Below are 23,437 nucleotides of genomic sequence, written 5' to 3'. Positions count from 1 at the left end.
AATTGAATCAGCAGTTCACCTGCCGATCAAGGAAGAGTTTTTCAACAAAATCGGCGGGAAGCGGTCGTTCGCTGCGCAACGATCGCGAAATAATTTGAGTTGTTATATCAGACATCAATAGATGGAGGCACGGCTTCGGGTTCTTTCAGCGCGCTATTTTGACGTCCGTGCTGCCAATGCTTGCGAAAATGCATCGGCCAAGACGCGGACACGCCGTGGCTGTGCTCTTCCAGGGGGGAACATCATTTGAAGCGGATTGGGCGGTGGCGCGAAATCTTCAAGCAGAGCGATAAGCTTGCCTGACTCCACGTCTCCGATGACATCGAGTTCAGATTTTAGAATGATCCCATGCCCGTCCAGCGCCCATTGCCGCACCAGTGATCCATCGTTCACGGTTTTGTTGCCTCGGACGGTTACGGCTTGCGGTTTCTTGCCTGAGCCGAAGCGCCAGACGTTGTCGAGGGTCGTCCCGAACCGCATGATCAGACAGTTGTGGTGCGCCAGATCGGCGGGCGTTTGTGGCGCGCCATGTTGTGCGATGTAGGATGGCGCGGCGCAAACGATGCGGCGGAAGTGGCCGAGGTTGCGGGTGCGCAGGGTGCTGTCCGTCACGGCACCAAACCGCAGAGCCAGATCGAAACCTTGTCCGACGATATCGACGTAGCCGTCCGACAGCAGCAGCTCGATTGAAATCGCCGGGTGCTCGCCCGTGAAGGTCGATATCACGTCCGACACGATGCTACGGCCAATGTCGATCGGCGCACTGACCCGGATTGGGCCAGATAAGGTTTCAGCCCCGTGCCGGATGCGTGTTTCAAGGTCTTCGATTTCACCCAGCACGACCTTGGCCCCGCTGAGGAGCGTCCGGCCTTCGTCCGTCAGGCTGAGGGAACGCGTCGTGCGGTTGAACAGAACCACGCCGTAATGGGCCTCAAGTGCTGCCAACCGTTCGGAAACCGTGGTCGCCGAAAGCCCAACCTCGCGGCCTGCAGCGACGAGACTTCCCTTTTCAGTGATGGTCAAAAACAGTCGTATATTGTCGATCAGCATTAAACGGATTTCTCGGATTATCATTTCGAACGATGTCTGTTTATCCGTATATGCCTGCGATGTATATGTTTTTCATCAGAACAGACATTCAAAGGAACACAACAATGTCCAAGCTTACAATCGTCGCCAACATCACAGCCAACGCAGACAAAATCGAACTGGTCAAAGCCGAGCTTCTGAAGCTCGTCCCGATCACCCGCGCCGAAGAAGGCTGCATCAACTACGACCTGCACCAAGACAACGAAAATCCTGCGCATTTCACGTTCTATGAAAACTGGGAAAGCCGTGAGCTGTGGCAGACACACATGAACGCGCCACACCTCGCTGCCTATATGGAAGCCACTAACGGTGCTGTTGCCGAATTCATTCTGAACGAGATGTCCCAGATCGACTGAGCCACGTTACAACAACCGGAGACCGCATCATGAAAACGACCCACGCCACCTCAGAAGATGTCCAACCAAAGGACGTAAAACGCCCAGTGGTGCGGCTGTCGCCACATGATCTGGCTGGAATCCGGAACCATGGCTCGGCGGCATCCGCCGTCGATCTGGCCGGGTGGTTACGACGCATCTTTCGCAAGTAACCCTCCGACCGACCAACACCAAAACCCTTTTCCGTGAATATCAGAAATCTGGCATTTGCTTGCCGGATCACGGGGGAGGTGTGCCCCACGCTGCCCCATTCCTAAATCCCATTCGCACCCCTGAAAGGCGCCCTCATGACACCGACAAAACTGCTCACATCCGCGATTGCATTGTCCTTCGCATTCGCCGCGCAAACATCTGCGGACACCAGCGCTGATCTGACAACCTTTGCAGAAGTCAGCGACACGCGCCCCGGCAACATCACTGTGACACCCGACAACCGCGTCATCATCACCCAGCAACCGTTGGATGGTCCGACATTGCGGGTTGTTGAAGTTCTTGAAGACGGCAAGAAGGTTCCGTTCCCAACGGAGGACTGGGCCGACGGCCCCGAAACTGGCGAAGTCGGTATTGCTGGTTCAATCGGGATCAAATCGGATGCAAACGGCATCGTCTGGATTCTTGATATGGGCGGCGCAGACAGCGCGCCGAAACTGGTCGGTTGGGACACACAAGCCGATGCGTTGCACAAGATCATCGACATTCCGTCCGACGTTGTGACCCCGATTTCTTTCCTTCAAGACTTTGCCCTCGATGAAGAACGCGGTCAGATCTACATCGCCGACATGACCTTCACTGCACCTGCTTCCGACCTGAAGCCCGCGTTCATTGTGATCGATATAGAAACAGGTGCGGCACGCCGCGTGTTGGAGGCCACGAAACGTTTCATGCCCTCTGACGAAGATGTGGTGATCGACGGTAATCTTGTCGGGTTCAAAGATGCGGACGGCAACGCCACCCCGTGGCACCTGTCGATGAACGCCATCTCAATCGATCCGGCATTTGAAAATGTCTACTTCGGCACGATGAATGGCCGCGATATATGGTCCATCCCTGCTGCTGCTTTGGCGGACGCATCACAAGACGATACCGCGCTGGCCGCACAGATCACCCGCTACGCTGAGAAAGGCCCGAATGACGGCTTTATCATTGACGGTGAGGGCCGCGTGTTCTCAGGAGATGTCACCCGCAATGCTGTGACGGTCTCCACACCCGACAGCTTTAAGGTCTTCGCCCAAGACGACACGCTGTTGCGGTGGGCCGATGGCTTTGCCTTTGCGCCAGACGGCACGCTTTATATCGTCGCCAACCAGTTGCACACGCACCCTGCACTAAACATGGGGACCGATGGCAGCGACCACGCCTATGTCATCCTAACAACCCAGCCGTAATCAAACATCGCGTGGCGTCTAACATGGGCGCCGCGTAGCCCCACACACATTCGGAGAATAAATAATGAAAGCCATCGGTTACACCACAAACGGCGCTATTGACCGCGCTGATGCTCTGATCGATCTTGAGATCGATAAACCAACAGCGACAGGCCATGACATTCTGGTCAAGGTCGCCGCCGTTTCGGTCAACCCTGTCGATGTTAAGGTCCGTCAAAATCGCCCAGCAGAAGGCGATGCGCCTGTGATCCTCGGCTGGGACGCCGTGGGCGAGGTTGTTGAAACTGGCGATAAAGTCACCCAGTTCAAAGCCGGTGACAAGGTCTGGTATGCAGGCGCGATCAACCGCGCCGGCACCAACGCCGAATACCACCTTGTAGATGCACGTATCGTCGGCCACGCGCCCAAATCTATCGACACCGCTGCGGCAGCGGCTCTGCCACTGACAACACTGACAGCGCAAGAGATGATCTTTGATCGTCTGAACGTCACAAATCCGGTGCCGGGTGCTGCCAACGCCATCGTCATCATCGGCGGCGCGGGCGGCGTTGGCTCCATCGCGATCCAGCTTTTGCGCGAGCAGACCGACCTGACGATCATCGCCACGGCCTCGCGCCCTGAAACGCAAGATTGGGTGAAAGAGTTAGGCGCGCATCACGTTGTGGACCATTCCAAACCACTGCCGGAACAGATTGCAGCCCTAAACATCGGCGCGCCAGCCTTTGTGTTCTCGACCAACTATTCTGAAACCTATGTGACGCAGATCGCTGAATTTATCGCTCCGCAGGGCCGCTTTGGTTTGATTGATGATCCCAAGGGCTTTGACATCATGCCGTTCAAAGGCAAGGCAGTTTCTATCCACTGGGAGCTGATGTTCACGCGGTCTTTGTTCACCACCGACGACATCGCACGTCAGGGTGAAATCCTTGATACCGTGGCGGGTCTGATCGACGCGGGCAAGATCCGCTCTACCGCGACAGAAAGCTTCGGGGCGATCAATGCCGAAAACCTCAAACGTGCCCATGCGCTGATTGAAAGCGGCAAGGTCAAGGGCAAAATCACATTGGAAGGTTTCTGAAATGCAGGTGCGCAGACTTGATCACGTCAATATCCAAACCACCCAAGTCGAAAAAATGGTGGCTTGGTATCGCGACGTTTTAGGCATGCGCACCGGCCCGCGTCCGGATTTTCCATTTCCGGGCGCGTGGCTTTATGCGGGCGATAGGGCCGTGATCCATCTTGTGGGGCAAAGGGGCGACCCTGCGGTTGGCTCCGAAGTGAAGTTGAAACTCGAGCACTTCGCACTGACCGCGACAGACTACGTGGCATTTGAAGAAACTCTAATCAAAGAGTCCATTCCACATCGACGATTCGTGTTGGACACGGTCGGGCTTATACAATTCCATCTGCGCGACCCCGATGGCAACCACATCCACATCGATTTCACGGCGGACGAATGACAGCTTAGATACTGCGCTGGCCACCAACGTCCGCTTGAGGGAAGCTGCACTGCGGCGTGGAGACCAATCGTCAATGGCTGGTCTGGGCCGGATGCGTCGAGAGGACGTAATGAACCCGGCCTCGATCCAACATATCAACAAGACGCCCGGGGCGTCTTTTAATGGCCCAAACAAGGGGATATGCTTTAACGATTAGTTACAATTAAATTGAGAATTCTATGCGCTATATCGTAAACTTGCTTACAGCGGCAGGGCTTGCCCTGCTTCTTGCCATCTCCGCGCAGGCTGAGACAATCCTTCCAAAAGAGGCATCTCATTATGTAGGGTCCGTAGTTACTGTCGAAGGCGTGGTCAGTCAGGTCTCGACGAGCGGCAGCGGAACGACATTCATCAACTTTGGCGGGCGCTTTCCTAACCATGTCTTCTATGCGGTTATCTTCAGAAAAAATTTAGATCAATTTTCCAGAGTCCACGCACTAGAAGGTAGAGCCGTCGCAATCAGTGGAACAGTCGATCTTTACAAGGGTAAACCGCAAATCATTCTCCGTTCGCCAGACCAAATCGAGATGCGTTAATAACGCAAGCCGCGAACATGGTATGCTGCGCGATGCTCGAATGGCCGCTTCCATGGGCTGTAGCGCAACATTGGATCAGCGAATGGAAGTCCGATTTGTTCCGTCTTTGACGATGCGATCAGGTCAGATGTCAACGGATGCTGTAGTCGATCTAATGGCTGGAAAGAGCCCACTTTACCGTTTTTCTGCATCGCGACCAAAGTCGGGTTTCAAGAAACAGTCAGAGGATACTCTGAAATTCGGCGCGAAGCTGCCATTCACATAAGGTCTCGACGCTGCGGCGCAGTGCGCCAAGAACGGTATGCTGTCACCAATTGACTATGAAACGGAACAAAAGAAAGTGAACGAGACAAGTGCTCGGAAAATAGGGGCACCTCAGTTTGATGTTGGGTAAGACCAATCGCAGATGCTGCTCAACTAGGTTTGTGAGCTGGTCTCCAATCAGGTGGTAGAACTGTTTTCTGATATCGCCTTTCGACAAAGCGGATCACTCCACCACCGAAAATACGTCGCCAGTGGTCAGGTTCTTCACCTTCGAAACAGTATTTCCATCCCAATAGTAAGAGAAGTGCTGGCCTTGGTTAGTTATGCCTGCAATATCAGGCCAGAAGATCGCGGCGGCCTGCCCATCAGGATAACGGACGCTTCTATAGATTATGCCATTCGAATTTTGGGCACGAAGGATGCCGGCCATCGTTTGAGAGAGGCTGTAATCGTTCGGGTCGTAAATGGGATCTGATTGTGGTAAATCGCTGATGTCGTGAAAGTCTGCATTCAACGTCCCGATCAACTCACGGAAGTCTGATACCCATCCTGGCTCCTCTGACGTCGCCGCCATAAATTTACCGTGGTGATGCATGGTTTCGAATAGCGCCACCTCGATGCTGTCGCCCGCATAGTACACACCAAAAGAGCCATCGGTGAACCGACTTGGTCGGTCGGTCGATGTATGAGTGAACGGTGCCATAGCCCATGAAGCACCATCTCCCGCCACACGACGGTCGTGAGGCACAAGGTCTAACATGCCGACGCTTTTGGCGATGCGAGGGTTGGTCTTGGATTCTGCTGAAAGGATTGCATCCCAATCAGCTGGGTCCGCAATGTCTTCGAACAAGTCGATGGGCGGAATTCGGGATTGGATGATCCGATGTGTTTTGGCCCATTTGACGTTAGCAACCGACGGCTCTTCCAAGTTTAGCCGCACCGCACAGCATCAAGGTAACGGCGCACGCGCATGACATCCGTCAGCTCACCGCCCAACATAATCTCGAGAGCGGATGAACCACCAAATACATCATTCGGCTTTTTCACCCAGCTGTATGACCGATCAGCTTCGGTGAAGATGATCCTGAGCGCTTTGTGTATACCCATTAGGTTTGAAAGCCGGCTCTTAAGGTCACGGGGTATGCGACCAACCTCTCCGACCTTCCACCGTGCCCACGTACGAGCAGAAAGACCTCCCAGTAATACCGAAGCCTGCCCATCCGTGATTTCCCACCGTCGAAAGAGGTTGACGACTGCGCGCGCCATGGCAGCGCCTTCAGCATCAGTGATCTCGGGCGCAGTCGGCTGGTAAGTGGTCTTCTTAACAAGTTGAAACTGAGGCATGACGAACTCCTAGCTTTGCCTTTTGACACAAAATAGGGTATCTCTTGCCAAATTGCAAATTTCCTATAGGCATTGTTACTCAAAGGAATTCACAAGTTGAACAGCGTTACGATGAGTCAGGATCAAACTGGCGACGCTGGGATCCTCACATTCATAGCCCTGGGACAATCTTCGAAGACCATTTCGGTGGCGAGGATAGTTGGGATGATTATATCGCTCGACTTGAGACTGTACCTGTCGCGGTTTGATACCGCTCCTATGATAGCATTTCCTGCAGCAAAGGAGGCTGACTATGGGACTGAAACGTACAGACGAATTCCGCCTGGATGCGCTGCGTATCGCACTGACCAGCGGGCTGACCGTTGCCCGACAATCGAAACGCTGTTTCGATGATAGGGGCGCAAGCAGTTCGCTGACGATTCACTGCCTGACAGGGTATTGCGCAGCAATGTCCCGAGAAGGTGGGTGTTAGGATGTCGGCGCTGAACAAATGGATCACAGCGCATTGAGACACGGATGTGGTGCCAAAGGAGAATATGAGCCTCGCTCAAGAGAATGACCGGCTTCGGCGCGAGAACCGAATTCTCAAGGATGAGCGGAAAGGGTAATTGTTACGACAACGCCGCTGTCGAGACCTTCTTCAAAACCATCAAGGCCGAGCTGATCTGGCGGCGATCATGGGCAACACGGCGACAAGCTGAGATGGCAATCTTCGAATACATCAATGGCTTCTACAATCCGCGTCGACGCCACTCAGCACTGGGCTGGAAAAGCCCGGTCGCCTTCGAGCGAAAGGTGGCTTAAACGAGCACATGGGGCGGCACAAAAGCGTGACATGTCCACATTTCCTTGACGGCTTCTGGGAGCATTAGCTCACCCGCGCACGACCGCTGATGAAGCGTTGTGCGGGGGCACTGATAGCGTCTAATGGGGCTTTGCTCTTAATGGGCATTCCACAGTCTTCAATGTACCTTATATGGGTACATTTTAGTGCATTGTGAGCGTCTCAAGTACCCATATAATACCTCATTTAGGCAGGAAGCCAGAAGCCGAGAATTTCTGCAGAGCGCCTCAAATAAGTCTTCAAACTTCACATAACCATACACCGTTTTCACCCAAGACGCTTGTCAGTCGTAGAAGCAGCTCGAAGTTATGATTGCTGACAAACTTCTCACTACATTATGTCTACCTCGAGCTCGCCGGGAGGCATCGCCACAGCTCTTAATGAAATGACGCAATTAGCACAAAATACTTTTGGAGACAGATTGGTGACGAGATCTTCGCCAGTTCAGTCCGCAGCCGAAAGTACACCTATCGAACATTTTCTACAAAACGGCTCCGAGGTAAGTTTTGCGGTGGAGAATTTTCCATCTTCTAAAGCAAATGCGTACCCAATGCTTTGGCCGCGTATCTATGCAGGGATTTATGCCGACACCGATAATGTCGCACGCGTGAGTCTGAAGGCGGCGCAATTCGCAGCAAAACTCCCCAAAACACCTGCCGAAAATCTCTTGCAGCTGCAATGGATTATGACTCCACAGCTCGATGAAGAAGTGTATCAAAGAAAAAAGGGCGTCCAAGGGGCACCCTAAGTTTCGGATGACCAAGCTCATCGTTAACCGCTCGTTTGTTTTACGCCTGTGGCTTGGCCTTCGTTAGGGGCTAGCGCACCGGCCTCCTATTGATGGATTGAGCGAGGAAAACTCCTCCTCACTCAGCCCGCGACTTCTAAAAATTAGAACCCCGCATGGTGTGCAATGCCATGCGGGATTCAGGCTCATGCCCCCCTTTAGAAGTCTCGTTTCCCTTACTTGACCGCTGTACTAGACCATCAAATTCCAAAAAGGATCGGCTCCCAGTTCGAGTCAATAAAATCAATAACTTACATGAAGTGGGCGCTAATCACCTTGTAAATGGCCGCCGAAACACCCCGAAATGGGCTATATATGCTTGGCATTTCATTTGAAAAGCCCCGCCAATTCCTCAGCTACAGCCGGACGTGCCGCCGCAGGTGTTGCATTTCATGCAGGTGCCGTTGCGGACCAGCGTGTAGTTGCCGCATTCGCCGCAGGCTTCGCCCTCATAGCCTTGCATCTTGGCCTTGGTGCGCGCGTCGATACCGACCGCGCCGCTTGAGATCGCTGTGGTTGATTCCACCGATGTGGTGACGGACTGGGCGACGGTTGCCGTTCCGGCATCCATCACCGCGACATCAGCCATCCCCTGCCCGCTTTGCATCATCACCAGCTCTTGCGGCATGCGGTTGCGCAAATACCCGGTCGAACTGATCTGCTTGAGCACTTCCAAAGACCGGTTTGCGGCGCTTTCGGAGATCTCGGAAACGTTGCGCACGCCCTCTTCCTCGCCGCGGCCGATGGTGTCGAATGTGGCCCCTTCGGGTTTCACATGCGCCAGATCGGTGCGGTCCAGATAGGACACGGCCAATTCGCGGAAGATGTAATCAAGGATCGAGGTTGCATTCTTGATACTGTCGTTGCCCTGAACCATGCCTGCGGGTTCGAACTTGGTGAAGGTGAAGGCGTCGACGAATTCCTCGAGCGGGACACCGTACTGCAGGCCCACGGACACGGCGATGGCAAAGTTGTTCATCATCGCGCGGAAACCGGCACCCTCTTTATGCATGTCGATAAAGATTTCGCCCAGTGTCCCGTCGCCATATTCGCCCGTACGCAGATAGACCTTGTGACCGCCGACGATGGCCTTTTGGGTATAGCCCTTGCGGCGCTGAGGCATCTTTTCGCGGTGCGATTTGATGATCTCTTTGACGATGACTTTCTCGACGATCTTTTCTGCCAGAACCACGGCTTTTTCGTGGATGTTACCGGATTCAAGCGTTTCGGCGGCGTCGTCATCATCTTCGACAAGGGACGCGGCCAAAGGTTGCGACAGTTTCGATCCGTCACGGTAGAGCGCGTTGGCTTTCACACCCAAGGACCAAGACAATTCATAGGCCTTTTGGCAATCTTCGATGGTCGCATCGTTGGGCATGTTGATCGTCTTGGAGATCGCGCCCGAGATGAACGATTGAGCGGCGGCCATCATGTAGATGTGGCTGTTGACCGACAGGTAACGCTGGCCCTTCTTACCGCAGGGATTGGCGCAATCGAAGATGCTGTAGTGTTCTTCTTTCAGATGCGGCGCACCTTCCAGCGTCATGGTCCCGCAAACATGGTCATTGGCCGCATCCACGTCTTTCTTGGAGAAACCAAGGGACTTGAGCAGGTCAAATGTTGGATCGTTCAGCTTTTCAGCAGGGATGCCAAGAACTTGGGTGCAGAATTCTTCGCCCAATGTCCATTGGTTGAAAACGAAACGGATGTCGAAGGCCTGCGCCAATGCGGCGTCAATCTTGGCCAATTCGTTCGCGCCAAAACCATGGCCCACCAAGGTGGTGTGGTTGATGCCCGGCGCGTTGCCGATGCTGCCGTGACCCACGGCATAGGCCACGATTTCTTCGATCTGGGCAGATCCATAGCCCTGCTTTTCAAGCGCAGCTGGTACGGATTGGTTGATGATCTTGAAATAGCCGCCACCGGCAAGTTTCTTGAATTTCACGAGGGCAAAGTCAGGCTCGATCCCTGTGGTGTCACAATCCATCACCAGACCGATGGTGCCTGTTGGGGCAATCACCGACACTTGGGCGTTGCGATACCCGTGCTTTTCGCCAAGGCGCAGTGCTTCGTCCCAGGTGGAGGTCGCAACGGCGATCAGGTTTTGCTGCGGGCAGTTGGCGTGGTCCAAGGGCACCGGCTTTACGGCGAGGGCCTCGTAGCCATCGGATTTTCCCATCGCGGCATTGCGGTGGTTGCGGATGACGCGAAGCATGTGGTCGGCGTTTTTCTTGTAGCCGGGGAATGCGCCCAGCTCGCCCGCGATTTCGGCGGAGGTCGCATAGGAAACGCCGGTCATGATCGCCGTCAAAGCACCACAAAGCGCGCGGCCTTCGTCGCTGTCATAGGAATAGCCCATGTTCATCAGCAAGCCACCGATGTTTGCATAGCCCAGACCCAGCGTGCGGAAGTCATAGGACCGCTGCGCGATTTCCTTGGAGGGGAACTGCGCCATCATCACCGAGATTTCCAGCGTCACAGTCCACAGACGCGAGGCGTGCATGTAGTCCTCGACTTGGAATTCGCCGTCTTTGAGGAAAGTCAGTAGGTTCATCGACGCGAGGTTACAGGCCGTGTCGTCAAGGAACATGTATTCGGAACAAGGGTTTGACCCACGGATCGCGCCGTCTTCGGGGCATGTGTGCCATTCGTTGACAGTGTCGTGGTACTGGATGCCCGGATCGGCACAGGCCCATGCGGCATGGCCAACCTGTTCCCACAGGTCACGGGCACGGATGGTTTTCGACACGCGGCCAGTTGTACGGTCCAGCAACTCCCAATCAGCGTCTTTTTCAACGGCATGCAGGAATGCGTTGGTCACCCGGATCGAGTTGTTGGAGTTTTGGCCGGACACGGAGGAATAGGCCTCGGAATCCCAATCGGTGTCATAGGTCGGGAATTCAATCGACGTGTGGCCCTGCTTGGCATAATCCAGCACGCGCTTCACATAGGTCTCTGGGATCGCGCATTTCTTTGCGTCCTTGATTGCCGCCTTAAGTTGTTCGTTCTTGGCAGGGTCATAGGCATCCGCCTGAACGCCATCCCACGCTTTGATCGCGGCGAACAGTTTGTTCAGCTCGCGTTCGTGCATTTTCGAACCGGCAACGATGGAGGCTACCTTTTGCTCTTCGATGACCTTCCAGTTGATAAAGTCTTCGATATCGGGGTGGTCCGCATCGACGATTACCATTTTCGCCGCACGCCGCGTGGTGCCACCGGATTTGATCGCGCCAGCAGCGCGGTCACCGATTTTTAGGAAACCCATCAGGCCCGACGACTTACCACCGCCCGACAGCCCCTCGCCCGCGCCGCGCAGGCTGGAAAAGTTGGTGCCTGTGCCGGAGCCGTATTTGAACAAACGTGCCTCGCGGACCCACAGATCCATGATTCCGCCGTCGCCCACCAGATCATCGGCAACCGATTGAATGAAACAGGCGTGGGGCTGCGGGTGTTCGTAGGACGACTTCGAGCGGGTCAGCTTGCCGGTCTTGTAGTCCACATAATAGTGACCTTGGGCGGGGCCATCGATGCCATAGGCCCAGTGCAGACCGGTGTTGAACCACTGCGGGCTGTTCGGGGCACCCGACTGGGACGCCAGAATATGGCGCATTTCGTCGTAATAGGCTTGGGCGTCTTCTTCGGTGGTGAAATAGCCACCTTTCCAACCCCAATAGGCCCATGCGCCTGCCAGACGGTCAAACACCTGCTTGGAGGACGTCTCGCCGCCCATGGTGGCATCATCGGCGGGAACAGAGCGCCACAGGAACTCTGGCACGCCCTTTTCTTTGATCTTTTTGGTCGCAGACGGCACGCCGGCCTTGCGGAAATATTTCTGGGCAATGACGTCAGAGGCGACTTGGCTCCAGCTGGAGGGGACTTCGACGTTATCGAGATGGAAAACCACCGATCCGTCCGGGTTGCGAATTTCGGAAACTGTGCTCACGAAATCCAGCTTTGCGTATGCGTCTTGCCCGGAAGTCGTGAATTTTCTTTCGATTTTCATATCTGTCGCCCCATTTTCTCAGCTCATCTACACAAGGCAGCGTCTGACATTGCAGCCCGCCCCAACACCATTGACCAAAACAGAGGACGCATCACATGAGGACCATTGGGGGCCCGTGACAAGCGTCCAAACATGCGCGAAAGCTGCGTTTGCCTCATCTGCCTCATCGGTCCGCCGCCTAATGTCAATCACTAGATATAGTGGCGTGACCGTCAATTCACACAAACTGACGTAGAAGACCCTATTCGGTCAACGAAAATTTTCGCAAATTTTTCGAACTTGAGACTTGACCGAACTGGGATTGTTTGAGGCGACCGGCCCTGCGGTGATTCAGAGCGCAGATATGCACACATGTTCATTATTTCGGAAGCAAAGCCCGACCTGTGGATAAGTCAATAAACGCGCAGGTTTAGCAGCGACCTCTCATCCATCACTTGAGATATCCACAAAGAACCACACACCCCCTTGGGGATATTTCAAAGATCAGCATGCGGTGTAAAAAAACATTCGGCACACAAGATGAGGGGTGCGTTTTCCGCCCGACGGTCGATGATCACAACCGAAGCGATACCAACCGCACACAAATACAGCGTTCTGATCTGCATAAAGCAGATCAGGAACACTATATGTGGTTGGTTCTTAAAGTGGTCGGGGCGAGAAGATTCGAACTTCCGACCCCCTGTACCCAAAACAGGTGCGCTACCAGGCTGCGCCACGCCCCGACTGCGGCCTACTTAGCTACAAGTGATCTGATTGAAAAGCCCTAACTTCACAGAAATCGACCGAATTAGCAGGGCCATGCCGGGTTGTGCGCCGCAAAGGCCGGATGACGCAGTTCCGACCCTGTTTTAATGCCCATTCGTCGGGCCAAACCGCCATTTATCTCAAGCACAGACAGCAAGTTTTTACCGCCGTAGATCATCGTTTCATCCAACGGCACGGCATTTTCGTGAATATGTTGAATCACCCCGCGGGAATCAACGAACAGCATATCCAATGGAATCAGCGTGTTGCGCATCCAGAACCGCATCGTCTGCGGACGCTTGTAAACGAACAACATGCCTGCACTGCTGGGCATAGACTCGCGAAACATCAGACCTTGGGCGCGCTCTGCATCGTCATCCGCAACCTCGACCGAGAATCGCGCCTGCCCCCAATCGCCACGCACCATAACCGTGTCTTCGGAACACGCGGCTGCCGCCTGCCCCGCAAAGCAGCCAGCGAGAACCATTGAAAAGAGGGATTGAGCTATCCGGCGTCCGAGTTGTTTAGAATTACCGTTTCCCATGCATATACCTCTGCCGCCATCTTGCCGCGTTCACCTGATATGACGCGCAATGCCAATGCTTCACCCGGTTGTACATCCGACAACCCCGACTGCCGCAAGACTTCTACATGCAAAAAGATATCATCGTTCTTGCCGAACACATTGGCAAAGCCGAACCCTTTGGATTTATCAAACCACTTCACCCGCGCCGGTTCAATCGGTGCGGCTTTCACAATCGCGGGATCAACGCCGACGATCTCTTCCAGCGGGCCCGATTGCCCGGACTCAGGCGGATGAATGGCGTGAACCTGCGTGGCTTGAACGCCGCGGCTGGTTTCATGCGCAGTAATCTCAACCCGCGCCCCATCCGCAATCGAACTTTGGCCATAGTTTCGCAAAACATTGACGTGCAGCAAAATATCAGCGCCGCCTTCATCGGAGACAACGAATCCGAAACCCTTAGCAGGGTCGAACCATTTCACTGTTCCCGAAACAACGGGGGCGGTATTATCTAAATCTGACACAAATGCCCTTTGGTACTCTAAATTCTTGCCCTGCGGATCAATTAACTTTCTGTCTCATTTAAGCCTTATTATGGACTTAACCTCGCGACAGTCCAGTCTGATCCTAAATTTGGGCGTCGCCAAACGAACCTATCATGTAGACGAAATTCACCATCCGCCCAAAATTCAATCTCTAACGGTGCCAACCGATAGCCGCCCCAAAAGGGTGGCCGCTGTGGGTCAGTCCCTTGTTTTACAGTCACTTTTGCCACCTCGGCCATCAAGGCTGCGCGGCTTGAAAGCGGGCTGGATTGGTCCGAAGCCCAGGCCCCCAAACGACTTTTGAGTGACCGGGACTTATAATATTCATCCGCTTTCGGTCCGTCTTCTTTGGTAATAATACCACGCGCCCGTATTTGGCGACGCAGCGATTTCCAATGCATGACGAACGCGGCTTTCCCAGCATGATCCAATTCGCCGGCCTTGGCGCTTGTGTAATTGGTGTAGAAGACAAACGCATCGTCTTCGATCTCTTTCAACAGCACCATACGGGCATTCGGCATGCCCTGCGCATCCACCGTGGACAGCGCGATCGCGTTGGGGTCGTTGATTTCCACTGCGTCTGCTTCAGCCAGCCAACGGCGCGCCAATTCAAACGGATTATCACCCGCAAATTTGCCTTTGCGTGTCTCCATATCTCCCAATGAACTCTCACTCCCTAGGCCCAGGCCGGTATTAGCAGCCGTCTATAACATTTGACAAAGCCAAACAACGAAAAGCCGCGCGTAAAACAATAAATGCTCGCATGGGTTGCTTGCAACACACTGTGGATGCACAGCCTTGCCGAAAAACAATCAATCGCATAAACCATCGTAAACTTAATGCGCAATTCGAAGGAAATAGAATGGCAAATGACCTGATGGCAGGCAAGCGTGGGCTCATCATGGGTCTTGCGAATGACAAGTCTATTGCCTGGGGCGTCGCACGCGCCTTGGCAGACGCGGGTGCCGAGCTGGCTTTTTCCTATCAGGGCGATGCGCTGAAAAAACGTGTTGATCCATTGGCCGCGCAATTGGGCAGCGACATGGTTTTGCCCTGCGACGTCGGATCGGAAGAGTCGATTGACGCGCTGTTTGACGGTATCAAAAAGCGGTGGGACACTATCGACTTCATCGTCCACGCCATTGGTTTTTCTGATAAAAACGAACTTCGCGGCCGTTATGTTGACACCAGCCGTGGCAATTTCGCCATGTCGATGGATATTTCGGTCTATTCCTTTACCGCCGTCATGCAGCGTGCGGAAAAGATGATGAACAAAGGCGGCAGCGCCGTCACCCTCACCTATTACGGTGCTGAAAAAGTCATGCCGCATTATAATGTCATGGGTGTCGCCAAGGCAGCACTTGAGGCATCGGTGAAATATCTGGCCGAAGACCTTGGCAAAGACGGTATTCGCGTCAACGCGATCAGCGCTGGCCCGATCAAAACGCTTGCGGCCTCGGGCATCGGCGACTTCCGCTATATTATGAAGTGGAACGAATATAATTCGCCCCTGCGCCGCAATGTTACGATCGACGAAGTCGGCAAATCGGCCCTGTTCCTGCTCAGCGATCTGGGGTCAGGCACCACGGGTGAAAACCTGCATGTGGACGCAGGCTACCATGTGGTCGGCATGAAAGCCGTCGACGCCCCCGATATGGCAAAGGATTGAACGGATGAGCAAAGACCCCTCGCGCCTGCCCCACGAAAAAGGTTTTCACATCAGCTGGGATCAAATCCACCGCGACAGCCGTGCATTGGCCTGGCGGTTGGACGGAATGGGCCCGGATAATGGTGCCTGGCGCGCAGTGGTTGCCATCACACGCGGCGGCATGGCCCCCGCCATGATCGCCGCCCGCGAACTGGACATTCGCACCGTGGACACGATTTCGATCAAATCCTACGACCACCAAGATCAATCCGACGCTGTCGTTCTTAAAGCGCCAGACGCTGAACTGATGGGCGACGGCACCGGCATCTTGATCATCGATGATCTGGTCGATTCCGGAAAAACCCTCGAAGTGGTGCGCAGGCTTTATCCCAACGCGCATCTGGCCACGGTCTATGCAAAACCCAAAGGCCGCCCGCAGGTCGATACCTTCATCACCGAAGTCAGCCAAGACACATGGATTTTCTTTCCATGGGACATGGCCCTGCAATATGTCGAACCCTACCGCGGCAAGGACTGAGCCAAAAAAGACTCTATGCCTTCGGCGGGGATTTTAGACCATTTGGAATGAAGACGCGCACCGCAGGTCTCTTCTCTGGTTCTTAAATATCCTCGCCGAAGGCATCCGCCCTTGATCACAGGAACCCCCACCCGATGTTGACGCGCACCGCTTCCACTTTTGCCCCACCTGTCATGGAAGCCCGCCGTTGGTTGGACGGCGTAGAGTTTCCCGCAGACCGCCCCTTAATCAACGTCAGTCAGGCCGCCCCCGTCGATCCGCCCCCGCAGCCCTTGCGCGAAGCGATGGCGCATGTTGCATTGACCAATGACGATGCGCATCTTTATGGCCCTGTGCTAGGTTTGTCAGAGCTGCGAGCAGAGTTGGCGTCGCAAACCTCGGCCCATTATGCGGGCCAAATCGACCCCGCCCAGGTTGCGATCACGTCGGGTTGTAATCAGGCGTTTGCCGCCGCCATCGCAACGCTATGTAGCGAGGGCGATGAGGTCATTTTGCCAACCCCTTGGTATTTCAACCATAAAATGTGGCTTGATATGTCGGGGGTGAACGCGGTTGCGTTGAAAACCGGGCCTGATTTGCTGCCTGATCCCGACGCCGCTGCTGCGTTAATCACCGATCGCACAAGGGCGATTGCGATTGTCACGCCGAATAACCCCGGCGGGGCCGAATACCCGGCCACGCTGGTACAGGCGTTCTTTGATCTGGCCCGCGCCCGTGGCATTGCCCTGATTGTGGATGAGACCTATCGCGATTTTGACAGCCGTTCCGGCCCGCCGCACGCCCTGTTCCAAGACCCCGATTGGCATGACACGCTGATCCATCTCTATTCCTTTTCCAAGGCCTACCGCCTGACAGGCCACCGGGTCGGCGCGCTGATCGCATCGCAATCGCGACTGGCCGAGGTTGAAAAGTTTCTGGACACGGTCGCCATTTGCCCGGGCCAAATCGGCCAACATGCGGCCTTGTGGGGGATGCAGAACCTGTCGCAATGGCTGGCCGGCGAGCGCGATGAAATACTGGCGCGTCGCCGCGCAATCACCGACAACATGCCCAAGCTGACCGCCAAGGGATGGAAGCTGTTGGGGCTAGGTGGCTATTTCGCCTATCTTGAGCATCCGTTTGACGAACCATCGGATCAATTGGCGCAGCGCATGGTGCGCGAGGCCAGCATTCTATGCCTGCCCGGCACGATGTTTTGCCCCCAAAACGACCCCAGCGGAGCACGGCAACTGCGGATCGCATTTGCCAATCTGGATGCGAACGGTATTGGCGTGCTGTTTGACAGAATGGCCCAGCTTTAACGGCCCTCTTGCCCCCCTGCCGCGCACCGCATAGTAAGGTCGAAACGCGCTAAAAGGGTAAGATCATGAAAGCCAAAGGCAACAGCCTCACGAAAACCGCAGTCTGGATACTGATGGGCCTGCTGATCCTTGGCCTTGGCGGCTTTGGCGCGGTCAATTTGTCCGGGAATGTGCGCACCGTCGGCACCGTCGGCGACAAGGAAATCTCGGTCGATAACTATGCCCGCGAACTGCAACAGCAGATCCGCACGATTGAATCCCAAACCGGCGAAACGCTGCCCTTTCAGCAGGCCCAGGCCATCGGGTTGGACCGCGCCGTTTTGCAGCGTCTTGTCCGCCTGCGCGCCCTTGATAACGAGGCCGACCAGATGGGTCTGTCGATTGGCGATGAAAACCTGCGCGAACGGATCGTCGAAATCCCCGCGTTCCAAGGGATCAACGGTGGTTTTGACCGCGAGGGGTATCGTTTTGCCCTGCAGCAATCTGGCCTGACCGAAGCCGAATTCGAGGTGTCTTTGCGTGAAGAAGCGGGCCGCACCCTGTTGCAAAACGCGATCATGGGCGGCGTTGCCATGCCTGACGCCTATGCCAAGACCCTTGTCGATTATGTTGGCGCGAAACGCAGCTTTACCTGGGCCGCCCTGAACGAGGTTGATCTGGCCGAGCCTGTGCCTGCCCCCACTGACGCGCAATTGCAGGCCTATTATGATGAAAACACAGATCAGTTTATGCTCCCTGCCAGCAAATCCATCACCTATGTCCAGATGACCCCCGGTGATGTGCTGGATGAGATCGAAGTGTCGGATGATGATCTGCAAAAGGCCTATGAGGACCGTGCCGCCGAATACATTCAGCCTGAGCGGCGTTTGGTAGAACGGCTTGTGTTTGGCGATCAGGCCAGCGCCGATCAAGCTGCCGCAGCGCTTGAGGTCAATGGCACAACTTTTGAAGCCCTTGTGCTGGACCGCGGCCTGAACCTTGAGGATGTGGATCTGGGCGATGTGGCCCAGCAGGATCTTGGTGCCGCTGGTGAGGCGATATTTGCGGGCGACGTGAATGATGTGATCGGGCCTGTGCCCACAAACCTTGGCCCTGCCTTGTTCCGCATCAATGGCGTTTTGCCATCCCTAAACACCACATTCGAGGAAGCGCGCCCTGCCCTACAACAGGACCTTGCCGGTGATCGCGCCATCCGTCAGGTCGAAGTCCGCGCCCGCGATCTGGACGACCAGCTTGCCGGGGGTGCCACGCTTGAGCAACTGGCCGAAGAAACCAAAATGACCCTTGGCCAGATCGACTGGACCCAAGACAGCGACGAAGACATCGCCGCCTATGCCGGTTTCCGCGAGGCCGCCGCCGCGCTGACCGCTGATGATTTCCCCAAGATCGATCAGCTCGAAGACGGCAGCGTGTTTGCCATGCGTCTGGACGGTACACTAGAAGAACGCGCCAATCCCTTTGACGACGCGCGCGCCGATGTTGTGGCCGCATGGACCGCCGATCAGGTCTCGCAAGCGCTGCACGCGCAGGCCGAGGCGTTGAAGACCGAGCTTGAGAGCGGTGCAGATTTCGAAAGCTTGGGCCTAACGCCCACAGTGCAGACCGACCTGACCCGCGATGCGCTGATCAACGGGGCACCTGCCGACATGATGACGGCCGTTTTTGACGCCAGCATCGGTGATATTCGCGTGATCGACGGCGACGGTGCTGTCGTAATCCTGCGTGTTGACGCGATTGCCGACCCTCAGGAAAACGCGCAAAATCAGCAGCTTCTGGCGCAGCTTTCCGGTCAGCTGGATCAACAGCTTGGCCAAGATATCTTTGCGATTTACGCAAGCGATGTCGTGCGCCGTGCAGGTCCGACGGTCGATCAACAGGCGATCAACGCCGTCCATGTGAACTTCCCATAACGAAGGCCGCCCATGTCACTGACCCCTGACTATGACAGCTTTGCCGCAGGATATGCGGAAGGCAAAAACCAGATCGTTTACACGCGTCTGGCCGCTGACCTGGATACGCCTGTATCTTTGATGCTCAAGCTGACAGGGGCTGCGGAAAACGCCTTTGTGCTTGAATCCGTCACAGGCGGCGAGGTGCGTGGGCGCTATTCTATCATCGGGATGAAGCCTGATCTGATCTGGCGCTGCAACGGCACGACATCGGCCGTAAACCGCGCCGCGCGCTATGACAGCGACGCGTTCGAGGACGTCCCCGGCAACCCGCTGGATACCCTGCGCGGGCTGATCGCGGAATCGAAAATCGACCTGCCCGATGACCTGCCCCAAGCTGCGGCTGGCCTGTTTGGTTATCTCGGCTATGACATGATCCGCTTGGTTGAACACCTGCCGAATGTGAACCCTGACACCCTGGGCCTGCCCGATGCCATGATGGTGCGCCCGTCGGTGATTGCCGTGCTGGACGGTGTCAAAGGCGAGGTTACAATTGTGTCACCCGCGTGGGTGTCAGATGGGCAGTCTGCCAAGGCCGCCTATGCCCAAGCGGGCGAGCGGGTGATGGATGCCGTGCGTGATCTGGAGCGGTCCATGCCCGGCACCAGCCGCGATCTGGGCGAGGCCCACGAGGAATCCGCCCCCGTCAGCAATTTCACCCGCGACGGATATAAATCGGCCATCGAAAAGGCGCGCGACTATATCGTTGCGGGCGACATCTTTCAGGTGGTGCCGTCACAACGCTGGGCACAGGGGTTCTCGCAACCGCCCTTCGCGCTGTATCGCAGTCTGCGACGTACCAACCCGTCGCCGTTCATGTTCTATTTCAACTTTGGCGACTTCCATGTTGTCGGTGCCAGCCCTGAAATTCTTGTCCGCGTATTTGGCAAAGAAATCACCATTCGCCCCGTCGCAGGCACCCGCCGTCGCGGTGCCACGCCCGAGGAAGACCGCGCGCTAGAGGCCGATCTGCTGGCCGACGAAAAAGAACTGGCCGAGCATTTGATGCTGCTGGATCTGGGCCGTAACGATGTGGGCCGCGTCGCCAAGATCGGCACCGTGCGCCCGACCGAGGAATTTATCGTAGAGCGCTATAGCCACGTGATGCACATCGTCTCAAATGTGGTGGGTGAATTGCGCGACGACCGTGATGCGCTGGATGCGTTTTTTGCGGGCATGCCTGCGGGCACTGTTTCAGGTGCACCCAAGGTCCGCGCCATGGAGATTATCGACGAGCTGGAACCCGAAAAACGCGGGCTTTATGGCGGCGGTGTCGGCTATTTCAGCGCAGGCGGCGATATGGACATGTGCATCGCCCTGCGCACCGCCGTGATAAAGGATAAAACCCTTTATATTCAGGCAGGTGGTGGCGTGGTCTATGACAGCGATGCCGAGGCTGAATATATGGAAACCGTCCATAAATCCGACGCGATCCGCCGTGCGGCTGCCGATGCGGCGCGGTTCTCGGGACAAGGTAATAACTGACGATGCCGAACCAAATGCCTTTTGAAATCGCAGGTCAAAAGGTTGCCCCCGGCACCCGTGAACAAGTCGATCTGCCGATTTCCATCCTGCCTGATCACACGCCGGTTGGCCTGTCGCTTGAAGTCATCCATGGCAAACGCTCAGGCCCCACTATGTTCGTCAGCGCCGCCGTGCATGGCGATGAGCTGATCGGGGTCGAGATCGTGCGCCGTCTGCTGCGCACGCCCCAGCTTAAGTCCTTGCGCGGGACGTTGTTGGTGATCCCCGTGGTCAACTCCTTCGGCTTTCTGAACCGGTCGCGTTATTTGCCCGACCGCCGCGATTTGAACCGGTGCTTTCCCGGCCATCCATCCGGGTCACTGGGGTCACGGCTGGCGCATATATTCCTGAATGATGTGGTGCTGCGCTGTGATTTCGGGATCGATCTGCATTCCGCCGCAATACACCGCACCAACCTGCCACAGGTGCGCATTTCGCCCTCCGACCCGGTAACACGGCGCATGGCGATCAATTTCGCCGCCCCTGTTGTGCTGACATCGCCGCTGCGCGACGGATCGTTGCGCGCCGTTGCATCGGCCAAGGGCACGCCGGTGCTGCTGTACGAGGCGGGCGAAGGATTGCGGTTTGACGAAATGGCGGTACGTGCCGGTGTCGCTGGTATTTTGCGTGTGATGCGCGCCGAAGACATGTTGCCCGCCAAAGGCATCGCGCAATCGCGCCCTCAGTCGCATGTCTGTTCCAGCTCTACCTGGCTGCGCGCGCCCGTGGGCGGGCTGCTGCGCACCTTTCGTGCGGAGGGGGAAACCGTCAAGGCAGGCGATGCGCTTGCCACGGTATCCGATCCCTTTGGCAAGACCGAGGAAGACATTCTAGCCCCGTTTGACGGCATCCTGATTGGTCGCGCGATCCTGCCTGTGGTGAATGAGGGCGACGCGGTATTTCACCTCGCCAAGCTGATGCCACGGGCCGTTGCCGACACGGTTGAGGATATGATCACCCAGTTGGAAAGCGACCCGCTGTTCGACGAAGACGAAATTATCTAGCGTTATTCGCCGTTTGCGGCCAGCAACACAGCCGAGATTGGCGCAAGGGCGACTTGACCCGCACGGTCTTGCAAGCCCCAGACCAGCAATGCCGAGATTGTCTCGGGGCGCATCCGGCCCAACATGATCACCGATCCTTCGATCCCTGCCTTGAACGCGGCTTGGTCCAAAAAGCGGCGGATCACTGTGGATGTCTGATCTTTGCTGTCAAAGTCGCGGAAAATCGGGGCGGCAGGCACGCCTTCTTTGACCGCCAGCTTTGGCATGGTGTTCAACCCTTTATCTTGGCTGACCAACCCATACCCACCTTGGGCCAAAATCTCGGTCACCTGATCCGCGACATCGCGGCTTGGCTGCAACCCTGCGCCCTGCCCCTCTAACACGCCGACCACCTGCGGCATGCGTTGGAACGCGACGGCAAGGGTCGTTTCGGCATCTGACGGTTCTGCGCCCTCGGGCAGGTCAACCATCGCCAAGACTTCGAACCCTTCGGCGCGGTAAATCTCCATCCGCTCAGCAGCGTCTGGCAAGGCAACATCAACCGCAAAACTGATCGGATAAGGAAAGCTGCGCAAAGCCGCGATCCCTACTTCTCCGCCTTCAAGGTCACTGCCTTGATCAATCAACAAAATGCTCATCAACGGCTTTTGGTCTTCGTTCACAAAATCCTGAGCGTACAGATCAATCGGGCGAAGTACCGGCAGCGGGCTTGCATCCGCCTGCACCTGATCCCCGGAATTGGCAGTGGGCAAACGGTTTACGGTGACCTTGTTGCCGGTTTGCGGCAGGTCCGCATCCGCGTCTGTCGCATTCGGGGTGACGGTGGGCAAGGCGCTATAGGCGCGGCGCGTCTCAGGCTCCTCGGCGGGGGTTTCTTCCGCCTCAACGACAACGGTCTTGATCTTGGGCAGCGGCATGGGCGCGACGGTCGGTTCAGTCTCGGCCGGTGCGTCAGCGGTGTTTGGCGCGGGTTGCCCGGGTGCCTCAACAACCGCTTCATCCGCCTCGGGGTCCGTTGCGACGACTGCAACGGGTTCAGCGGCTTGGGTTTCCACCTCTACTACATCAGGGGCTTGCGGCTCCATCGGGGCCAGGGCCATGGGGTTGGGCAGTACAGGATCATCGCCGGAAATCTCTGGCGCTGTGCTTACGGCAGCAGGTGTCGGCGCTTCGACCGATTGAACCATCTCGGGCGGCGTCAGCGGCGCAGTCAACATTTCGGGGGCCACATCACCCAGACCATCCTCCGCTGGGGGTTCCATCGCCGTCACAGGCTCTGCCGCAGGTTGGGGGTCGTCCATTTCAGGCAGAACGGCCACAACAGCAGCCGCTTCGGCACTGTCGATTTCAGCGGGTCCTGTATCGGAAATTTCCGGCGCGGTGCTGATCGGGATAAAAAACGATACGATTCCAGCCAAGACAACGCTGAACGCGCCGCCGATCAAGATACCCCCTAGAAATCCGCGGATCATGGCTGAAATACTCCTGCTATTTGTTCTTGCATTGGCCCCTACG

The 23,437-nt window shown here is 56.0% G+C and carries 22 protein-coding genes, 1 tRNA gene and 1 pseudogene; 15 read left to right on the top strand and 9 right to left on the bottom strand.

The annotated features are described in order from the left end of the window. Window positions 1-153 precede the first annotated feature (153 nt). On the bottom strand, window positions 154-1,050 hold the full coding sequence (locus AADJ11_RS10550) for a LysR family transcriptional regulator (RefSeq protein WP_341234465.1): 897 nt from the start codon (window positions 1,048-1,050) through the stop codon (window positions 154-156). 104 nt (window positions 1,051-1,154) lie between these two features. Here AADJ11_RS10550 and AADJ11_RS10545 point away from each other — a divergent pair, with 104 nt between their 5' ends. The 6 genes from AADJ11_RS10545 to AADJ11_RS10520 all read left to right on the top strand — a co-directional run bounded on the left by AADJ11_RS10545 (window position 1,155) and on the right by AADJ11_RS10520 (window position 4,904). Then, on the top strand, window positions 1,155-1,445 hold the full coding sequence (locus AADJ11_RS10545) for a putative quinol monooxygenase (protein WP_341234464.1): 291 nt from the start codon (window positions 1,155-1,157) through the stop codon (window positions 1,443-1,445). 29 nt (window positions 1,446-1,474) lie between these two features. Then, complete coding sequence (locus AADJ11_RS10540; protein ID WP_341234463.1) at window positions 1,475-1,636, top strand: hypothetical protein; 162 nt, start codon at window positions 1,475-1,477, stop codon at window positions 1,634-1,636. A gap of 135 nt (window positions 1,637-1,771) precedes the next feature. Further along, window positions 1,772-2,869: an L-dopachrome tautomerase-related protein gene (locus AADJ11_RS10535; protein WP_341234462.1), complete on the top strand. Its 1,098-nt coding sequence runs from the start codon at window positions 1,772-1,774 to the stop codon at window positions 2,867-2,869. Window positions 2,870-2,933: 64 nt separating this feature from the next. Next, complete coding sequence (locus AADJ11_RS10530; RefSeq protein ID WP_341234461.1) at window positions 2,934-3,947, top strand: zinc-binding alcohol dehydrogenase family protein; 1,014 nt, start codon at window positions 2,934-2,936, stop codon at window positions 3,945-3,947. A 1-nt stretch (window position 3,948) separates the two neighbouring features. Then, window positions 3,949-4,329, top strand: a complete 381-nt coding sequence (locus AADJ11_RS10525; protein WP_341234460.1) for a VOC family protein — start codon at window positions 3,949-3,951, stop codon at window positions 4,327-4,329. 218 nt (window positions 4,330-4,547) lie between these two features. Then, window positions 4,548-4,904 carry a nucleotide-binding protein gene (locus AADJ11_RS10520; protein ID WP_341234459.1) on the top strand — a complete coding sequence of 119 codons (357 nt, stop codon included), beginning with the start codon at window positions 4,548-4,550 and terminating at the stop codon, window positions 4,902-4,904. 487 nt (window positions 4,905-5,391) lie between these two features. Here AADJ11_RS10520 and AADJ11_RS10515 read toward each other — a convergent pair whose 3' ends face one another. Then, window positions 5,392-6,096 carry an RES family NAD+ phosphorylase gene (locus AADJ11_RS10515; RefSeq protein ID WP_341234458.1) on the bottom strand — a complete coding sequence of 235 codons (705 nt, stop codon included), beginning with the start codon at window positions 6,094-6,096 and terminating at the stop codon, window positions 5,392-5,394. 2 nt (window positions 6,097-6,098) lie between these two features. After that, on the bottom strand, window positions 6,099-6,512 hold the full coding sequence (locus AADJ11_RS10510; RefSeq protein WP_341234457.1) for an MbcA/ParS/Xre antitoxin family protein: 414 nt from the start codon (window positions 6,510-6,512) through the stop codon (window positions 6,099-6,101). A 292-nt stretch (window positions 6,513-6,804) separates the two neighbouring features. On the opposite strand from AADJ11_RS10510, the gene AADJ11_RS10505 reads away from it, so the two are divergent. The 3 genes and pseudogenes from AADJ11_RS10505 (at window position 6,805) to AADJ11_RS10495 (ending at window position 8,104) form a co-directional block, all read left to right on the top strand. Continuing rightward, complete coding sequence (locus AADJ11_RS10505; RefSeq protein WP_341234492.1) at window positions 6,805-6,984, top strand: hypothetical protein; 180 nt, start codon at window positions 6,805-6,807, stop codon at window positions 6,982-6,984. Window positions 6,985-7,103: 119 nt separating this feature from the next. Further along, a pseudogene (locus AADJ11_RS10500) lies at window positions 7,104-7,316 on the top strand (IS3 family transposase); the annotation flags it as partial. Window positions 7,317-7,741: 425 nt separating this feature from the next. After that, window positions 7,742-8,104 (top strand): hypothetical protein, encoded by a 363-nt coding sequence (locus AADJ11_RS10495; RefSeq protein ID WP_341234456.1) that lies wholly within the window; start codon window positions 7,742-7,744, stop codon window positions 8,102-8,104. 391 nt (window positions 8,105-8,495) lie between these two features. Here the strand turns inward: AADJ11_RS10495 and AADJ11_RS10490 are convergent, their stop codons facing one another. The 5 genes from AADJ11_RS10490 to pdxH form a co-directional block, all read right to left on the bottom strand. Then, window positions 8,496-12,146, bottom strand: coding sequence for a vitamin B12-dependent ribonucleotide reductase (locus tag AADJ11_RS10490; protein ID WP_341234455.1), 3,651 nt, complete (start codon window positions 12,144-12,146; stop codon window positions 8,496-8,498). Between the two features lie 645 nt (window positions 12,147-12,791). Continuing rightward, window positions 12,792-12,868, bottom strand: a tRNA-Pro gene (locus AADJ11_RS10485). A gap of 65 nt (window positions 12,869-12,933) precedes the next feature. Next, window positions 12,934-13,377 (bottom strand): DUF192 domain-containing protein, encoded by a 444-nt coding sequence (locus AADJ11_RS10480; protein WP_341234454.1) that lies wholly within the window; start codon window positions 13,375-13,377, stop codon window positions 12,934-12,936. 17 nt (window positions 13,378-13,394) lie between these two features. Further along, window positions 13,395-13,937 carry a cold shock domain-containing protein gene (locus tag AADJ11_RS10475; RefSeq protein WP_341234453.1) on the bottom strand — a complete coding sequence of 181 codons (543 nt, stop codon included), beginning with the start codon at window positions 13,935-13,937 and terminating at the stop codon, window positions 13,395-13,397. Between the two features lie 68 nt (window positions 13,938-14,005). Then, a complete protein-coding gene (pdxH, locus tag AADJ11_RS10470; RefSeq protein ID WP_341234452.1) occupies window positions 14,006-14,611 on the bottom strand; it encodes a pyridoxamine 5'-phosphate oxidase in 606 nt (201 codons plus the stop codon). Window positions 14,612-14,820: 209 nt separating this feature from the next. On the opposite strand from pdxH, the gene fabI reads away from it, so the two are divergent. From fabI to AADJ11_RS10440, 6 genes are all read left to right on the top strand, one after another. Further along, a complete protein-coding gene (gene fabI / locus AADJ11_RS10465) occupies window positions 14,821-15,627 on the top strand; it encodes an enoyl-ACP reductase FabI (RefSeq protein WP_341234451.1) in 807 nt (268 codons plus the stop codon). Between the two features lie 4 nt (window positions 15,628-15,631). Beyond that, window positions 15,632-16,144 carry a xanthine phosphoribosyltransferase gene (gene gpt / locus AADJ11_RS10460; RefSeq protein ID WP_341234450.1) on the top strand — a complete coding sequence of 171 codons (513 nt, stop codon included), beginning with the start codon at window positions 15,632-15,634 and terminating at the stop codon, window positions 16,142-16,144. Window positions 16,145-16,278: 134 nt separating this feature from the next. Next, window positions 16,279-17,445, top strand: coding sequence for an aminotransferase (locus AADJ11_RS10455; RefSeq protein ID WP_341234449.1), 1,167 nt, complete (start codon window positions 16,279-16,281; stop codon window positions 17,443-17,445). Window positions 17,446-17,510: 65 nt separating this feature from the next. Then, window positions 17,511-19,355, top strand: coding sequence for a peptidyl-prolyl cis-trans isomerase (locus AADJ11_RS10450; protein ID WP_341234448.1), 1,845 nt, complete (start codon window positions 17,511-17,513; stop codon window positions 19,353-19,355). Between the two features lie 12 nt (window positions 19,356-19,367). Further along, window positions 19,368-20,879, top strand: coding sequence for an anthranilate synthase component I (gene trpE / locus AADJ11_RS10445; RefSeq protein WP_341234447.1), 1,512 nt, complete (start codon window positions 19,368-19,370; stop codon window positions 20,877-20,879). A 2-nt stretch (window positions 20,880-20,881) separates the two neighbouring features. After that, entirely contained in the window at window positions 20,882-21,922 is a 1,041-nt protein-coding gene (locus tag AADJ11_RS10440; RefSeq protein ID WP_341234446.1) for a succinylglutamate desuccinylase/aspartoacylase family protein, read from the top strand. Between the two features lie 2 nt (window positions 21,923-21,924). Here the strand turns inward: AADJ11_RS10440 and AADJ11_RS10435 are convergent, their stop codons facing one another. Continuing rightward, on the bottom strand, window positions 21,925-23,394 hold the full coding sequence (locus AADJ11_RS10435; protein ID WP_341234445.1) for a divergent polysaccharide deacetylase family protein: 1,470 nt from the start codon (window positions 23,392-23,394) through the stop codon (window positions 21,925-21,927). Window positions 23,395-23,437 lie beyond the last annotated feature (43 nt).

The organism is uncultured Sulfitobacter sp., from assembly GCF_964021855.1.
In the GTDB taxonomy this organism is placed as follows: Bacteria; Pseudomonadota; Alphaproteobacteria; order Rhodobacterales; family Rhodobacteraceae; genus Sulfitobacter.
This window is presented reverse-complemented; position numbering and strand designations above follow the sequence as displayed.

What these genes read in the sequence shown, in the direction of transcription:
- AADJ11_RS10525 (WP_341234460.1), top strand. Translation starts at nt 3,949, where the DNA reads ATGCAGGTGCGCAGACTTGATCACGTCAATATCCAAACCACCCAAGTC.
- pdxH (WP_341234452.1), bottom strand. Translation starts at nt 14,611, where the DNA reads ATGGAGACACGCAAAGGCAAATTTGCGGGTGATAATCCGTTTGAATTG.
- AADJ11_RS10550 (WP_341234465.1), bottom strand. Translation starts at nt 1,050, where the DNA reads ATGCTGATCGACAATATACGACTGTTTTTGACCATCACTGAAAAGGGA.
- trpE (WP_341234447.1), top strand. Translation starts at nt 19,368, where the DNA reads ATGTCACTGACCCCTGACTATGACAGCTTTGCCGCAGGATATGCGGAA.
- AADJ11_RS10435 (WP_341234445.1), bottom strand. Translation starts at nt 23,394, where the DNA reads ATGATCCGCGGATTTCTAGGGGGTATCTTGATCGGCGGCGCGTTCAGC.
- AADJ11_RS10495 (WP_341234456.1), top strand. Translation starts at nt 7,742, where the DNA reads ATGACGCAATTAGCACAAAATACTTTTGGAGACAGATTGGTGACGAGA.
- AADJ11_RS10440 (WP_341234446.1), top strand. Translation starts at nt 20,882, where the DNA reads ATGCCGAACCAAATGCCTTTTGAAATCGCAGGTCAAAAGGTTGCCCCC.
- fabI (WP_341234451.1), top strand. Translation starts at nt 14,821, where the DNA reads ATGGCAAATGACCTGATGGCAGGCAAGCGTGGGCTCATCATGGGTCTT.
- AADJ11_RS10520 (WP_341234459.1), top strand. Translation starts at nt 4,548, where the DNA reads ATGCGCTATATCGTAAACTTGCTTACAGCGGCAGGGCTTGCCCTGCTT.
- AADJ11_RS10510 (WP_341234457.1), bottom strand. Translation starts at nt 6,512, where the DNA reads ATGCCTCAGTTTCAACTTGTTAAGAAGACCACTTACCAGCCGACTGCG.
- AADJ11_RS10530 (WP_341234461.1), top strand. Translation starts at nt 2,934, where the DNA reads ATGAAAGCCATCGGTTACACCACAAACGGCGCTATTGACCGCGCTGAT.
- AADJ11_RS10450 (WP_341234448.1), top strand. Translation starts at nt 17,511, where the DNA reads ATGAAAGCCAAAGGCAACAGCCTCACGAAAACCGCAGTCTGGATACTG.
- AADJ11_RS10545 (WP_341234464.1), top strand. Translation starts at nt 1,155, where the DNA reads ATGTCCAAGCTTACAATCGTCGCCAACATCACAGCCAACGCAGACAAA.
- AADJ11_RS10535 (WP_341234462.1), top strand. Translation starts at nt 1,772, where the DNA reads ATGACACCGACAAAACTGCTCACATCCGCGATTGCATTGTCCTTCGCA.
- AADJ11_RS10505 (WP_341234492.1), top strand. Translation starts at nt 6,805, where the DNA reads ATGGGACTGAAACGTACAGACGAATTCCGCCTGGATGCGCTGCGTATC.
- AADJ11_RS10455 (WP_341234449.1), top strand. Translation starts at nt 16,279, where the DNA reads ATGTTGACGCGCACCGCTTCCACTTTTGCCCCACCTGTCATGGAAGCC.
- AADJ11_RS10540 (WP_341234463.1), top strand. Translation starts at nt 1,475, where the DNA reads ATGAAAACGACCCACGCCACCTCAGAAGATGTCCAACCAAAGGACGTA.
- AADJ11_RS10480 (WP_341234454.1), bottom strand. Translation starts at nt 13,377, where the DNA reads ATGGTTCTCGCTGGCTGCTTTGCGGGGCAGGCGGCAGCCGCGTGTTCC.
- AADJ11_RS10490 (WP_341234455.1), bottom strand. Translation starts at nt 12,146, where the DNA reads ATGAAAATCGAAAGAAAATTCACGACTTCCGGGCAAGACGCATACGCA.
- gpt (WP_341234450.1), top strand. Translation starts at nt 15,632, where the DNA reads ATGAGCAAAGACCCCTCGCGCCTGCCCCACGAAAAAGGTTTTCACATC.